This is a genomic window from Enterobacter sp. QK-SA4 (genome assembly GCF_056856775.1).
Map to the genome: position 1 here is coordinate 3,152,042 of NZ_JBXFXH010000007.1, position 13,300 is coordinate 3,165,341.

Here is a 13,300-nt window from a genome sequence, read left to right on the forward strand (position 1 = left end):
TCACACCTCATTGCCCGGGTGAGGGAATGTATCTGGAAGGTCTGGGCGGATCTGGTAGGCTTTAACTTCGCCACCAGTAGCTTTAACAATGGACATGACATGATCAGCCTTAACCCGGCTACCATTAAGCCAGCGAAATACAGCCGGTTGAGTAACCCCGCACGCCCTTGCTAATGCAGCTTGGCCGCCGAGAATATCGATAGCTCTCTTGACATGTTGATTGATCATAAAAATACCAAAAGTTATTGAACATAGGGAAAGAGTATAGCCTTGAATAACTTTATGCAATAACTTATCGTATTTGCCACTTAATAACTTTTTGTATAGGCTTATTGGTATGAACACATTCTCAGATCGTCTTCAAAAAGCGATGGTTGACGCAGGCCTTACACAGGCAGAATTAGCGATGAAAGTTGGGGTTTCGCAACCAGCTATCTGGCGTCTTGTTGCAGGCAAAACCAACACAACACGTAAGTTGGTTGAGATTGCTAATGCGCTGGGTGTGAGCCCTGAATGGCTATCAACTGGAAAAAATCATGTGCCTCATAGACAGGGCTATGTGATAGAGACCATGCCCGAAAGGGAGGTAAAGGATAACGCTGGCATATTCAGGGTCGAGGTTCTTGACCTTTCAGTGAGTGCAGGGCCTGGCACGTTCATGCTTTCAGAATATGTGGAGGTTTTACACGCTATTGAGTTCACGACTCAACATGCAAAATCCCTCTTCGGGAATCGTAGTGAAGATGTCGTAAAAGTAATGACCGTCAATGGCGACAGCATGGCCAGCACGTTCAATTCCGGTGATCGTGTCTTCGTAGACATTTCCGTCCGACACTTTCTAACGGATGGTGTGTATGTGTTTGTTTTTGGTAAAACATTTCACCTAAAACGTCTCCAGATGCAGGGAAACAGGCTGGCAGTCTTATCGGATAATCCGGCATATGAGAAATGGTATATCACGGAAGAAAACCAAGATGACCTTTACGTGATGGGTAAAGCCATAATGCATGAATCAATCAATTACAATAGGCTCTAACCTTCAACACCCCACCTTTTGAAGCCGCTTAAAAGCGGCTTTTTCTTTGTCTGTAGCTGTAAGCATGCAGTTTAATAACAAAATTTAATCAAAAAAATCAATGCATTAAACTAAATCGCAAAAGAAAAATAAGTTTTGTTATTGCAATAAGTTATTGCATGACTTAAAGTTCATTCATCGGCAAACAACGGAGCCAATGAAATGAATACTCAAATCACCGTAGCCAAAACCATCGGCAAAAGAATATTAAATCAAAGATCTTCGCTTCGACTGTCTCAGGATTTTTTGGCTGATCATCTTGGTTTAACAACTGAAACCATTAACAACTGGGAAACGGAAAAAACTGTTCCGTTTGCTGACCAGTTAATCCAATTGGCTAACATTCTTCATTCTGATGTTCTGTGGCTCATTTCAGGAAACGAGCAGTGTGGTGAATTTACAGAGCCAACAAGCATTATAACTTCCAATCAACTTAATTCATGGTCTGCGGATATTGGCAATTGCAGAATGGCTTTATCCAACGCTATGGATTGTATGCCTCCGGAATTGTCGGCTATCGGTACGCTAACTATCGTTTATGAAAAATTAGACGACTTGCAAGAAACCATCTGCAAGCAAGCCGACAAGATTTAAAATTAATTAACATTATTTAATTAACACCTTTCTTGGTGGGGCCAAACTCACCCTGAGGAAATGAAAATGCAAAATTCCGTCGCAATTAATAAGCCAATTAAAACGCCTCAGATGCTGTTCGGATCTGACAACATTAATGACTTTGGCAACCGCGTTCAAAGCTGCCGGATGGAAGGTGATTCAATGCAGCCGACCATCGAACCATGTGAGGTTGTGGCTTTCGTTGATTGCGGTGGACATGCGCTTACCTCTGGCATTTATGTTTACACAATGGATGCTTTTGGTCGCCCATGCCTTTTCATTAAGAGAATTGAGCCATTAGCTGATGGCTCATTAAAAATCATCTCTGATAACCATCATTACGAAACTTTCATCCTTAATACCGATGAACAGAAAGAAATCAAAATTTACGGTCGGGTGGTGGCTTCTTTGGCTGTGAGGCGCTTAGTATGACTTTCATCAAAGACAGAGCAGCTTATAAAACTGCGCGGCTTTTCTTCGAGGCCTATGGCGAAGAATACCGCCATATCACAGACCTTTTCATGCGCAAAGCTTATGGAGTCTGAATATGCTTAGCAAAGATAGTTCAATCGAAACCGCTAAAAACACAGCAGATAACCTTTATCAGTTAATGGAACTAATCAACACAAACATTATTGATATGGATATCGAACAAATCATTTCCCTATCTGGACTTTGTCTTGATTTATCGGCTCAGGTATCTACGTGGATGGATTCGGAGTTTGAACGCCGTGAAAAACTACATAATTGAAACTTACCGCCGCCGGATATTAAAAGCGGCCATTCTTCGCCACCAGCGTAAAACAGGAAGTAACTGCCTTGTTATCAAACTCAATAAAGGCGGTATTAACACGGTCGAGTTAACAGAGATTCTTCTCGATGGATTATTACGAAAATTCGAAAGGCTCGCGATCAGTGAGTACGGGAATGTCGAAGGCGTAAAAGCTATCAAGGGAATTTACAGCAGCGCTGTCGATGTTAATGGCAGTGGTGAATTTCTTACGGATAGCGGGAAGGAATTAATCGACGAGCTCATTTCTGAGCTGGTTGAGTTTGTCAAAAAACAAAAGGTGGAAGCTCAGAAAATGGAGGCGGCTGATGGCACTGACAGCGATACGAATTCCTGAGTGGGTTCACCTGCAGTGGGCTTTCATGAACTGAATACAGGAGTGTAATTCGTGAAAAAATACGAAATTGACCATTTTTTAGAATCTAAAATCTCGCAGAAAAAGAAGAAGAGACTCATTTGCGGCATTGGGCGTTTTGATGTCGATTTCCCGTGTGGAATCTGGATAGACGGTAAATGCCATCATCACAGCGCGTACGAAGTCTGGCGTCACATGATTCAACGTTGCTACAAACCGAACACAGAGCAGGATGCGCGCATCTACGCAGGATGTATTGTTTGCGATGAGTGGTTGTATTTCAGTAATTTTCTGGCCTTCTGGAAAGCTTATTACCGTGAAGGCTGCGCACTGGACAAGGATTTATTACATCCGGGTAATAAAACTTATTCACCAGAGCATTGTGTATTCATTCCGCAAGCGCTTAACAACTTTGGCGCTGACCACACCAGAGCACGCGATGAATTACCGCAGGGTGTGAGCTGGCACAAGCCACATAGTAAGTTTCGGGCTCGAATCCGCATAAACGGGAAAGCCAAACATCTCGGGTTGTTCGACAGCGCACAGGAAGCACATAAAGCATGGCATGCAGCCAGGATGCAACAGGCTCGAGACTGGAAGCCAGTCTGCGATGAAATCCATCCAGACCTACACGCCGGATTGATGCAAAAAGTAACAGGGGAAATAAAACGATGAACGATAAACGCACCGTAAGCACAATTGATCTGGCATTGCAGAAACACGATACGCCAGTTGGCCCGCTTTTCGTGGCAGTACGCCACGGACGCATTAAAAAATGCTTCACTCGAGACACAGCGATCCGCTATCTGGCGTTCTTCATGACCACCGAGGCTTTTGAGCGTTCAGGTTTTCCACAGCGTCACCCGCGGGTGCGTATTGATCGCGATGATATGGAGGTATGGCGAGACGGGGAAACAAAGGCGGAGTATCTGGCCGCCCACCAGCGTTGTATTCGCCGTCTGCGTCGTATCCTGGCGCGCAAGCGAGAAATGGAGAAATGGTGTGAAAAATGGGACGCAATGCACGAGCGCTACGTCAAAGAGGTGGATGCATTGCAAGCCATCAAACCAGCAGGAGTGTATTGATGGTTGATTCAACGTTTAACCCAGAGCCGACATCAACCGGCATCCGTTTTGGTAACCGCGTTATTGGCTATTCCGTTGCGGTTCGCCAGCTCGACAACGGTAATTATGACAAACGAATTCCGGATGGATTAGATCTGCTGGCTTGCATCATGGAAGCGATTGAAAGCGGCTGGTTTACCCCGGGCATCGAGAAAGAAATCATCATTTGGCGCTGGATGCTGGTTGCCGTCTTCATTGCCGAGGAGCAGGCAAAGAACGGCACGGTTGAGGTTGCCAACGATTCTGGAGGGTTTGATACCGCAGTTATCTACTCAGGCCAAAACGGTTCAATCAGTGTTTATCCCGCGCCAGAGCGGTTCGCACTCGCAAGCTATGTGGAAGGGTTAGCCATTGAGAAATACGGTCAGGAACTCGGCCAGCAGATGGCGCTGCGCATGTACCGGGACATGTTAGATACGGACGCTGAGAACGGGCTTCGACTCTCAAAAATGGGCCGGGAGGGTTTCAATCTCCTGCATGACAGCTTCATTGAACAGATTCAGAAAGAAGGTATGCCTGACATGCCGGTTATGCACTGAGGAAGACGAAAATGAACACTGTAACGATCAATAACAAACAGCTGCCGGCAGTCGAATATCGCGGTCAGCGCGTTGTGACGCTGGCGATGATTGATGAAGTCCACCAGCGACCGGAAGGAACCGCTCGTGCAGCATTTAATCGCAACAAAGACCGCTTTGTTCGTGGTGAGGATTATGAAGAATTAGGTGCAGACACCATACGTACGGACCTTCCAGTTGGCGTTTTTTCGAAATTTGCGCCATCAGGAATTGTCCTCTTCGAATCAGGCTACCTGATGCTGACGAAACCATTTAACGATGATCTGGCCTGGAAAGTACAACGCGAGTTGGTAAGTGGTTATTTCCGTCATCAGCAACCGCAACCATTGACTGAAATCGAAATGATCGCCGCAATGGCCGCCGATGCCGTTCGCCAGCAAAAACGCCTGAATCATGTTGAAGAGCAGATCGAAACGGTCACCGAAGCGGTGGAGAACATCAAGCGCGGCACCATGCGAGCCGGATATGTCGGTTACCGCCAGGTGGTAGCCAAAAGCGGAATGAGTGACGCCAAGTGCCGAAATCTGGTCAATGCCTACCGCATCCCGACAGACACGCACGAATTTATGACACCAGACGGGCTGTTGTCACGCAGAGCCATCGTCGAACTGGAGCCATTCATGGCCGCGTTTCGCCAGATGATGTCAGAGGCTGAACCGCGCGGCACCCGCTGGTATCACCCTAAAATGGGTCTGTTCCAGGCGATTGGGTGGGAGGGTTAATAATGCACAAATTCTACGTCGAGACAGACAATCTGAACACAATCAGCGAATGCCTGCAACAGCTCGTTAATGCAGAAGAAGCGCAGCTCAGCATTGAAGAGCAACTGGCGAGATCGAACAGCTGCAGTGACTGGAGCGCATGGCGGAAAAAGGCAGAAAACGCGCTACGGGTGATCAAAGGTAAGCGCCGCATCATCACAGCTCGTCTGGCTGTCCTGCGCCATGAGGAGAAGGAACGCAACCTGCAGCTGCACCAGCAGCACAATGACTTTCTGGTTCAGGCTCTTCGCGAAATTGTAACGCCCTCTTCTTTCGCGCGGTGCGTTCGCCTGGCTAAAGAAAAAGTGGAGGAGAACCATGCAAACCAGTGCTGAAATTATTCTTCTGGTGCCGAATGACTGGGTTAGCGAAAAGGTTCTGATTGCGGTTACCGGGCTTAAGCCCGGAACCATCACCCGAGCCAGAAAAGAATCCTGGATGCTTGGTCGCGAGTACCTGCACATTTCACCAGATGGCAATCCAAAGCCTTCGAGCGAATGCATGTACAACAGAAAAGCAGTTGATCAGTGGATCGAGGCTCAGAAAAAAAATCAACCAGGTGCGAAGACAGCATGAAAAGCAGTACACTCGTCAACGCTCCTGGACGTCAGGAGGGATTAATGGCTAATGCATCATACCCGACAGGCGTCGAAAACCACGGCGGTTCACTCCGCATCTGGTTTGTATATAAAGGCAAGCGTGTCAGAGAAAACCTCGGTGTCCCTGATACTGCCAAAAATCGCAAGATAGCCGGCGAGCTTCGTTCTTCAGTTTGTTTTGCGATAAGGATGGGAAATTTTGACTATGCGGAAAAATTCCCAAACTCACCGAACCTTGCCCGGTTCGGTCAGGATAGAAAGGAAATTACTGTGCTGGAGCTTACCGAAAAGTGGTCTGAGCTGAAGAGGATGGAAATCAGCTCTAACACTATGAGTCGGTACGAATCCATCATAAAAAACATGCTTCCGCGCATCGGCGAAAACAAAATGGTTTCCGCGGTGACCACTGAGGATTTGCTGTACGTGAGAAAGGAGTTGCTGACGGGTTTTCATGTAATGAAGAAGGATCACCGGACACAGGTTAAAGGCAGGAAGTCTTCGACCGTGAATAATTACATGATGCTGATGGCCGAGATCTTCCAGTTCGGAGCGGATAACGGTTATGCGAAGGAAAACCCGTTTAGCGGAATTAACCGCCTCAAAAAAGCGAAAGGTGAACCAGATCCACTCACGACAGAAGAGTTTATCCGGTTTATCCAGGCTTGCGGCCACCAGCAGATGAGAAATCTCTGGTCGCTGGCAGTCTATACTGGAATGAGGCATGGGGAGTTGTGCGGTCTGGCGTGGGAAGATATCGATCTGCATGCCGGAACCATCACAGTGAAACGCAACCTTACCCAGACGAATGAGTTCACCCTGCCAAAAACCGACGCAGGCACTGACAGGGTGATTTATCTCATTCAACCAGCTATTGATGCCCTGAGGAATCAGGCCCAGCTGACGCGCCTTGGCCGGCAGTATGAGATTGAAGTGAAATTGCGGGAATATGGTCAGTCAGTCATACACCCTTGCACTTTCGTTTTCAGTCCTCAATGCGTCAAGCGTGGGTCCCGAAGAGGATATCATTACGCGGTTAATTCGATTAATAAAATTTGGGCCCCGATAATCAAGCGCGCCGGCATTCGTTACCGCAACGCTTACCAGTCACGGCATACCTATGCGTGCTGGTCATTATCAGCAGGTGCGAACCCAAACTTTATAGCAACTCAAATGGGGCATACTGATGCACAGATGGTTTACAAGGTGTATGGAAAGTGGATGTCAGAGAAGAGCGGCGAACAGGTTACTCTGCTCAACAAGGCGCTTTCACACATTGCCCCATCACTGCCCCAAAGCATGGTAGTAGCGCAGTAGAAAACCTTAAATTCAAGTGGTTAGCAGCCATGTTGCTACATTTGTATAACACGGGGCACAAAATGCCCTCGACCATAAAACGCGCTTATGTTGTGATCGGGGTTCAATAAATCACTAAACAAGGTATACTCCGGAGTTGTTTATTGTACTAAACGCTCCTGTGAGAGGATGCTACTGCGCACCTATGACTCAATTCGCTTCTCCAGTTCTGCATACGTTGCTGGATACCGACGCGTATAAACTGCATATGCAGCAAGCCGTTTTCCACCACTGCTATGACGTTCACGTCGCGGCGGAATTCCGATGTCGCGGCGACGACTTGCTCGGTATCTACGCAGACGCCATTCGTGAACAGGTCGATGCTATGCAGCATCTGACGCTGCAGGACGAGGAATATCAGTGGCTTTCTGGCCTGCCTTTCTTCAAAGCCGATTACCTGAACTGGCTGCGCGATTTCCGCTATAAGCCGGAGCAGGTCACCGTGCTTAACGATAACGGCAAACTGGATATTCGCCTTGAAGGCCCGTGGCGGGAAGTGATCATGTGGGAAGTACCGCTTCTGGCGGTGATCAGTGAACTGGCTCACCGCTACCGTTCGCCGGAAAAAGGCGTCGAGCAGGCGGTCGCCGCGCTGGAAAATAAACTCGCAGCCTTCTCTACGCTGACCGAAGGGCTGGACATGTCCCGCTTCCGCCTGATGGACTTTGGCACGCGTCGCCGTTTCTCACGTGACGTTCAGGAGGCCATCGTTAAACGTCTGCAGCGGGAGCCGTGGTTCGTTGGCACCAGCAACTACGATCTGGCACGCCGCCTCAGCCTGACGCCAATGGGCACCCAGGCACACGAGTGGTTCCAGGCGCATCAGCAGATCAGCCCCGATCTGGCTAACAGCCAGCGCGCGGCACTGGCCGCATGGCTTGAGGAGTACCCGAATCAGCTCGGGATTGCCCTCACCGACTGTATTACGATGGATGCCTTCCTGCGCGACTTTGGTCCCGAGTTCGCTGAACGTTACCAGGGATTACGCCACGACTCCGGGGATCCGGTTGAATGGGGCGAGAAAGCCATTGCCCATTACGAAAAACTCGGCATTGATCCGATGAGCAAGGTGCTGGTCTTCTCGGATAATCTCGACCTGGCGAAAGCGGTCGACCTCTATCGCCATTTCAATACCCGTGTGAACCTGAGCTTCGGGATTGGTACCCGTCTGACCTGCGATATTCCTCAGGTAAAACCTCTGAATATCGTCATCAAACTGGTGGAATGTAACGGCAAGCCGGTGGCAAAACTCTCCGACAGCCCGGGTAAAACCATCTGCCATGACAAAGCGTTTGTCCGCGCATTGCGCAAAGCGTTCGATCTCCCCTTGATCAAAAAAGCCAGTTAAGCGCTTACGGGAGCCTTTATGGCTCCCTTCTCCTTATTTATTTCTCAATTCTTCTCTTTTGACTGCGAAATTTACTTGTCTGATAGCGGATGGCAGGTAACATAGATATCCCCCCATAAGGGTGGACAAGTGTTTATTTTTTCCGACTATTAACAGAGAGAATATTATGAGCGTTGTGCCTGTAGCCGACGTACTCCAGGGCCGTGTCGCCGTTGACCAGGAAGTCACCGTGCGCGGATGGGTGCGTACCCGCCGAGATTCTAAAGCTGGCATCTCCTTCCTTGCCGTCTATGACGGTTCCTGCTTTGATCCTGTACAGGCCGTCATTAATAATTCTCTGCCCAATTACAATGATGACGTTCTGCGACTGACAACCGGTTGCTCCGTCATTGTTACCGGCGTGGTTGTGGCGTCACCGGGCCAGGGCCAGAGCTTCGAAATTCAGGCCACTGCGATTGAAGTCACCGGCTGGGTTGAAGATCCGGATACCTACCCGATGGCGGCAAAACGCCACAGTATCGAATATCTGCGTGAAGTCGCCCACCTGCGTCCGCGTACCAACCTGATTGGTGCGGTGGCGCGCGTGCGTCATACGCTGGCGCAGGCGCTGCATCGTTTCTTCGATGAGCAGGGTTACTTCTGGGTGTCTACCCCGCTGATCACCGCGTCCGATACGGAAGGTGCCGGTGAGATGTTCCGCGTTTCGACGCTGGACATGGAAAACCTGCCGCGCACGCCTGAAGGTAAAGTGGACTATGACAAAGACTTCTTTGGTAAAGAAGCCTTCCTGACGGTATCTGGTCAGCTCAACGGCGAAACGTACGCCTGTGCGCTGTCTAAGATCTACACCTTTGGCCCAACCTTCCGCGCCGAAAACTCCAACACCAGCCGTCACCTGGCGGAATTCTGGATGCTGGAGCCTGAAGTGGCCTTCGCCGACCTGGACGATGTTGCGGGTCTGGCTGAAGCGATGCTGAAGTATGTGTTCAAAGCGGTGCTGGAAGAGCGTCCTGACGACATGAAATTCTTCGCAGAACGCGTAGACAGCGATGCTGTGGCGCGTCTGGAGCGTTTCGTGTCTGCCGACTTTGCGCAGGTGGACTATACCGACGCGGTGGCAATCCTCGAGAAATGCGGTGAGACGTTCGAGAACCCGGTTTACTGGGGCGTTGACCTGGCGTCTGAACACGAACGCTATCTGGCCGAGAAGCATTTCAAAGCGCCGGTTGTCGTTAAAAACTACCCGAAAGACATTAAGGCCTTCTATATGCGCCTTAACGAAGACGGTAAAACCGTGGCAGCGATGGACGTTCTGGCGCCGGGCATTGGTGAAATCATCGGTGGCTCTCAGCGTGAAGAACGTCTTGACGTGCTGGACGCGCGTATGGAAGAGATGGGGCTCAACCCAGCTGACTACAGCTGGTACCGCGATCTGCGTCGTTACGGTACCGTACCGCACGCCGGTTTTGGTCTGGGCTTCGAGCGTCTGATTGCCTACGTTACTGGTGTTCAGAACGTACGTGACGTGATTCCTTTCCCACGTACTCCACGTAACGCCAGCTTCTAATCGATACAATACTAAAATGGCCAGCTTATGCTGGCCATTATTTTATTCTGTATTGTCAGTTTTCGTCAGCGTAAAGTCAGCATCTTTAAACCTTCACCCCGTCACAACCACTACCTGTTACGTTTTGTTTCCGCGAAATATCCAGCCACAAAAAATAAACCCCATTCTTATTGCGATTATTACATCCTCAAGTGATAGCACAAATTTCAACCACTTTTACAGCCGTCCGGAAGGCCTTTTGGAGTCATAAGAAAAAACGAGCCGTTTAGCGTCTGTTTATATGAATCGCCTTTATCTCAATTAATCATAATGAATTCATATATATAGGATAGTGCTTGTTGTTTAATTCGCCAGGGCGTTCTGAAGTTTGAGGTGGTTCACAAAGTTCCCAAAAATACATATTTAGTTACACATAATTTCTTTTGGTTACTTAATCTTGAGAATTGTAGCACTTTCAGGCTAGCGAAACGCTTCGCCGAATGGAAAGATGCCTGTCAGATACATAAAGACACCAAACTCTCATCAATAGTTCCGGAAATATTTATTGACAGAATTTATTGACGGCAGTGGCGAGTGTCATAAAAAAACCAATGAGGGTAATAAATAATGATGAAGCGCAATATTCTGGCAGTGGTAATCCCTGCCCTGCTGGTAGCCGGTGCAGCTAACGCTGCAGAAATCTATAACAAGAACGGCAACAAGCTGGACTTCTACGGTAAAGTTAACGCCGAGCACGATTTCGTGACTTCCGGTGATAACACCAACAATAACGACGCTACCTACGCGCAGATCGGTTTCAAAGGCGAAACTCAGATCAACGACCAGCTGACCGGTTACGGCCAGTGGGAATACCGTTTCCTGGCCAGCCAGGCTGAAAATGGTGCTCAGACTAACAAAAACCGTCTGGCATTCGCTGGCCTGAAAGCGGGCGATGCTGGCAGCATCGACTACGGTCGTAACTACGGTATCGTTTACGACGTAGAATCATACACCGATATGGCGCCGTCCTTCTCTGGTATGACCTGGGGCGGTAACTATGTTGATAACTTTATGACCAGCCGCAGTACCGGTCTGCTGACCTACCGTAACAGCAACTTCTTCGGTCTGGTTGACGGTCTGAGCCTGGGCGTTCAGTACCAGGGCAAAAACGACCGTGCTGACGTTAAAACCTCTAACGGTGACGGCGTAGGCTACTCCCTGGGCTACGATTTCGGCGAAGGCTTCGGTGCAATCGCATCTTACAGCAACGCTAACCGTACTCTGAATCAAAAAGCTGATGGTGAAGGCGACAAAGCTGAAGCATGGGGTGTTGGTCTGAAATACGACGCTAACAACATCTACCTGGCAACCACCTATGCAGAAACCCGTAACACCACTCGTACCGGTTCTAACGGTGACGCTGGCTTCGCTAACAAAACGCAGAACTTCGAAGTGGTTGCTCAGTATCAGTTCGACTTCGGCCTGCGCCCAGCAATCTCCTACGTGCAGACCAAAGGTAAAGACCTGGCTGCGGTCAACGGCTTCAGCGGTGGCGATGCAGACCTGGCTAAATTCATCCAGGTTGGTACCACTTACTACTTCAACAAGAACTTCAACGTGTGGGCTGACTACTATATCAACCTGCTGGACAAAGACTCCGACTACGCGAAAGCTGTTGGCGGTCTGAACGGCAACGACGATATGGCTGCTGTGGGCGTAACCTACCAGTTCTAATCAGTACACCACTTTGTTATATGCTTAATGAACAGGGCTTCGGCCCTGTTTTTTTATGCGTGACAGAAAATAATGGCGACTTTTGAAAAGCCGCACGCTTTTCGTCGCAAACGGTTGGCATTTTGTAAATCTACCGTTAACCTGATAGCGGATTTCACTTCTGTAATCACAATGGAACTTCGTCATGTTTGAGAACATTACCGCCGCTCCTGCCGACCCTATTCTGGGCCTGGCCGATCTGTTTCGTGCCGACGACCGCCCTGGCAAAATCAACCTGGGTATTGGTGTATATAAAGATGAAACCGGCAAAACTCCGGTACTGACCAGCGTTAAGAAAGCTGAGCAGTATCTGCTGGAAAACGAAACCACCAAAAACTACCTCGGTATTGATGGTATCCCTGAATTTGGTCGCTGCACCCAGGAGCTGCTGTTCGGTAAAGGCAGCGCAATTGTGAGTGACAAACGTGCCCGTACAGCACAGACCCCGGGCGGTACCGGTGCGCTGCGCGTGGCGGCGGATTTCCTTGCGAAAAACACCTCTGTTAAGCGCGTATGGGTGAGCAACCCAAGCTGGCCGAACCACAAGAGCGTGTTTAACTCTGCGGGTCTGGAAGTGCGTGAATATGCTTACTACGACGCGGCAAACCACTCTCTTGACTTTGACGGCCTGCTGGTGAGCCTGAGCGAAGCGCAGGCAGGTGACGTGGTGCTGTTCCACGGCTGCTGCCACAACCCAACCGGTATCGATCCGACGCTTGAGCAGTGGCAACACCTGGCGAAGCTGTCCGTTGAAAAAGGCTGGCTGCCGCTGTTTGACTTTGCCTACCAGGGCTTCGCCCGTGGTCTGGAAGAAGATGCCGAAGGCCTGCGCGCGTTCGCAACCGTGCATCAGGAGCTGATTGTCGCAAGCTCGTACTCCAAGAACTTCGGTCTGTACAATGAGCGTGTGGGTGCCTGTACGCTGGTTGCCGCTAACGAAGAGACCGTCGATCGCGCGTTCAGCCAGATGAAATCGGTTATCCGCGCTAACTACTCTAACCCACCGGCACACGGTGCGTCTGTTGTTGCCACTATCCTGAGCAACGATGCGCTGCGCGCTATCTGGGAACAAGAGCTGAACGATATGCGCCAGCGCATTCAGCGCATGCGCCTGCTGTTTGTGAATACCCTGGCTGAGAAAGGCGCGGACCGCGACTTCAGCTTTATCATCAAACAGAACGGCATGTTCTCGTTCAGCGGCCTGACCAAAGAGCAGGTTCTGCGTCTGCGTGAAGAGTTTGCCGTGTACGCCGTGGCCTCTGGCCGCGTGAACGTTGCTGGTATGACGCCTGACAACATGGCGCCACTGTGCGAAGCGATTGTCGCCGTACTGTAATTTGCGCTCATAAAAAAGCCTGCATAACGCAGGCTTTTTTTTTATTC

At 49.5% G+C, this 13,300-nt stretch carries 17 protein-coding genes; 16 read left to right on the plus strand and 1 reads right to left on the minus strand.

Going from position 1 to position 13,300, the window contains the following annotated elements; genetic code table 11:
* Positions 1-345 carry a transcriptional regulator gene (locus AC1VYI_RS16900; protein WP_023150197.1) on the minus strand — a complete coding sequence of 115 codons (345 nt, stop codon included), beginning with the start codon at positions 343-345 and terminating at the stop codon, positions 1-3.
* Between AC1VYI_RS16900 and AC1VYI_RS16905 the strand changes: the two genes are divergently transcribed.
* The 16 genes from AC1VYI_RS16905 (at position 338) to AC1VYI_RS16980 (ending at position 13,253) form a co-directional block, all read left to right on the plus strand.
* Positions 338-1,036, plus strand: coding sequence for an XRE family transcriptional regulator (locus AC1VYI_RS16905; protein ID WP_023150198.1), 699 nt, complete (start codon positions 338-340; stop codon positions 1,034-1,036). The genes AC1VYI_RS16900 and AC1VYI_RS16905 overlap by 8 nt on opposite strands.
* 201 nt (positions 1,037-1,237) lie before the next feature.
* Positions 1,238-1,669, plus strand: coding sequence for a helix-turn-helix domain-containing protein (locus AC1VYI_RS16910; RefSeq protein WP_006811077.1), 432 nt, complete (start codon positions 1,238-1,240; stop codon positions 1,667-1,669).
* 66 nt (positions 1,670-1,735) lie between these two features.
* On the plus strand, positions 1,736-2,122 hold the full coding sequence (locus AC1VYI_RS16915) for a S24 family peptidase (RefSeq protein ID WP_482881955.1): 387 nt from the start codon (positions 1,736-1,738) through the stop codon (positions 2,120-2,122).
* Positions 2,123-2,237: 115 nt separating this feature from the next.
* Complete coding sequence (locus AC1VYI_RS16920; RefSeq protein WP_482881961.1) at positions 2,238-2,441, plus strand: hypothetical protein; 204 nt, start codon at positions 2,238-2,240, stop codon at positions 2,439-2,441.
* Positions 2,422-2,817, plus strand: a complete 396-nt coding sequence (locus AC1VYI_RS16925; RefSeq protein ID WP_482883362.1) for a hypothetical protein — start codon at positions 2,422-2,424, stop codon at positions 2,815-2,817. Before AC1VYI_RS16920 ends, AC1VYI_RS16925 begins: the two co-directional genes overlap by 20 nt.
* A 51-nt stretch (positions 2,818-2,868) precedes the next feature.
* A complete protein-coding gene (locus tag AC1VYI_RS16930) occupies positions 2,869-3,510 on the plus strand; it encodes a hypothetical protein (RefSeq protein WP_075606948.1) in 642 nt (213 codons plus the stop codon).
* Positions 3,507-3,920, plus strand: a complete 414-nt coding sequence (locus AC1VYI_RS16935) for a hypothetical protein (protein WP_045898574.1) — start codon at positions 3,507-3,509, stop codon at positions 3,918-3,920. Before AC1VYI_RS16930 ends, AC1VYI_RS16935 begins: the two co-directional genes overlap by 4 nt.
* Positions 3,920-4,498 carry a hypothetical protein gene (locus AC1VYI_RS16940; RefSeq protein ID WP_045898571.1) on the plus strand — a complete coding sequence of 193 codons (579 nt, stop codon included), beginning with the start codon at positions 3,920-3,922 and terminating at the stop codon, positions 4,496-4,498. Before AC1VYI_RS16935 ends, AC1VYI_RS16940 begins: the two co-directional genes overlap by 1 nt.
* An 11-nt stretch (positions 4,499-4,509) precedes the next feature.
* The gene (locus AC1VYI_RS16945; RefSeq protein WP_045898569.1) at positions 4,510-5,259 is read left to right on the plus strand and encodes an ORF6N domain-containing protein; all 750 of its coding nucleotides are present in this window, start codon (positions 4,510-4,512) and stop codon (positions 5,257-5,259) included.
* A gap of 2 nt (positions 5,260-5,261) precedes the next feature.
* Entirely contained in the window at positions 5,262-5,633 is a 372-nt protein-coding gene (locus tag AC1VYI_RS16950) for a hypothetical protein (protein WP_063926589.1), read from the plus strand.
* Positions 5,617-5,874, plus strand: a complete 258-nt coding sequence (locus tag AC1VYI_RS16955) for an excisionase family protein (RefSeq protein ID WP_058657756.1) — start codon at positions 5,617-5,619, stop codon at positions 5,872-5,874. The genes AC1VYI_RS16950 and AC1VYI_RS16955 overlap by 17 nt, the downstream gene beginning before the upstream one ends.
* Positions 5,875-5,918: 44 nt before the next feature.
* The gene (locus AC1VYI_RS16960; protein WP_482881975.1) at positions 5,919-7,211 is read left to right on the plus strand and encodes a tyrosine-type recombinase/integrase; all 1,293 of its coding nucleotides are present in this window, start codon (positions 5,919-5,921) and stop codon (positions 7,209-7,211) included.
* Positions 7,212-7,395: 184 nt separating this feature from the next.
* On the plus strand, positions 7,396-8,598 hold the full coding sequence (gene pncB / locus AC1VYI_RS16965) for a nicotinate phosphoribosyltransferase (protein WP_134866584.1): 1,203 nt from the start codon (positions 7,396-7,398) through the stop codon (positions 8,596-8,598).
* Positions 8,599-8,764: 166 nt separating this feature from the next.
* Positions 8,765-10,165 carry an asparagine--tRNA ligase gene (gene asnS, locus AC1VYI_RS16970; RefSeq protein ID WP_032658183.1) on the plus strand — a complete coding sequence of 467 codons (1,401 nt, stop codon included), beginning with the start codon at positions 8,765-8,767 and terminating at the stop codon, positions 10,163-10,165.
* A 606-nt stretch (positions 10,166-10,771) separates the two neighbouring features.
* Positions 10,772-11,878 (plus strand): porin, encoded by a 1,107-nt coding sequence (locus tag AC1VYI_RS16975; RefSeq protein WP_319003405.1) that lies wholly within the window; start codon positions 10,772-10,774, stop codon positions 11,876-11,878.
* A gap of 184 nt (positions 11,879-12,062) precedes the next feature.
* Positions 12,063-13,253, plus strand: coding sequence for an amino acid aminotransferase (locus AC1VYI_RS16980; RefSeq protein WP_134866585.1), 1,191 nt, complete (start codon positions 12,063-12,065; stop codon positions 13,251-13,253).
* Positions 13,254-13,300: the final 47 nt, after the last annotated feature.

What these genes read in the sequence shown, in the direction of transcription:
- AC1VYI_RS16980 (WP_134866585.1), top strand. Translation starts at nt 12,063, where the DNA reads ATGTTTGAGAACATTACCGCCGCTCCTGCCGACCCTATTCTGGGCCTG.
- AC1VYI_RS16915 (WP_482881955.1), top strand. Translation starts at nt 1,736, where the DNA reads ATGCAAAATTCCGTCGCAATTAATAAGCCAATTAAAACGCCTCAGATG.
- AC1VYI_RS16910 (WP_006811077.1), top strand. Translation starts at nt 1,238, where the DNA reads ATGAATACTCAAATCACCGTAGCCAAAACCATCGGCAAAAGAATATTA.
- AC1VYI_RS16955 (WP_058657756.1), top strand. Translation starts at nt 5,617, where the DNA reads ATGCAAACCAGTGCTGAAATTATTCTTCTGGTGCCGAATGACTGGGTT.
- AC1VYI_RS16950 (WP_063926589.1), top strand. Translation starts at nt 5,262, where the DNA reads ATGCACAAATTCTACGTCGAGACAGACAATCTGAACACAATCAGCGAA.
- AC1VYI_RS16960 (WP_482881975.1), top strand. Translation starts at nt 5,919, where the DNA reads ATGGCTAATGCATCATACCCGACAGGCGTCGAAAACCACGGCGGTTCA.
- pncB (WP_134866584.1), top strand. Translation starts at nt 7,396, where the DNA reads ATGACTCAATTCGCTTCTCCAGTTCTGCATACGTTGCTGGATACCGAC.
- AC1VYI_RS16940 (WP_045898571.1), top strand. Translation starts at nt 3,920, where the DNA reads ATGGTTGATTCAACGTTTAACCCAGAGCCGACATCAACCGGCATCCGT.
- AC1VYI_RS16905 (WP_023150198.1), top strand. Translation starts at nt 338, where the DNA reads ATGAACACATTCTCAGATCGTCTTCAAAAAGCGATGGTTGACGCAGGC.
- AC1VYI_RS16975 (WP_319003405.1), top strand. Translation starts at nt 10,772, where the DNA reads ATGATGAAGCGCAATATTCTGGCAGTGGTAATCCCTGCCCTGCTGGTA.
- AC1VYI_RS16935 (WP_045898574.1), top strand. Translation starts at nt 3,507, where the DNA reads ATGAACGATAAACGCACCGTAAGCACAATTGATCTGGCATTGCAGAAA.
- asnS (WP_032658183.1), top strand. Translation starts at nt 8,765, where the DNA reads ATGAGCGTTGTGCCTGTAGCCGACGTACTCCAGGGCCGTGTCGCCGTT.
- AC1VYI_RS16945 (WP_045898569.1), top strand. Translation starts at nt 4,510, where the DNA reads ATGAACACTGTAACGATCAATAACAAACAGCTGCCGGCAGTCGAATAT.
- AC1VYI_RS16920 (WP_482881961.1), top strand. Translation starts at nt 2,238, where the DNA reads ATGCTTAGCAAAGATAGTTCAATCGAAACCGCTAAAAACACAGCAGAT.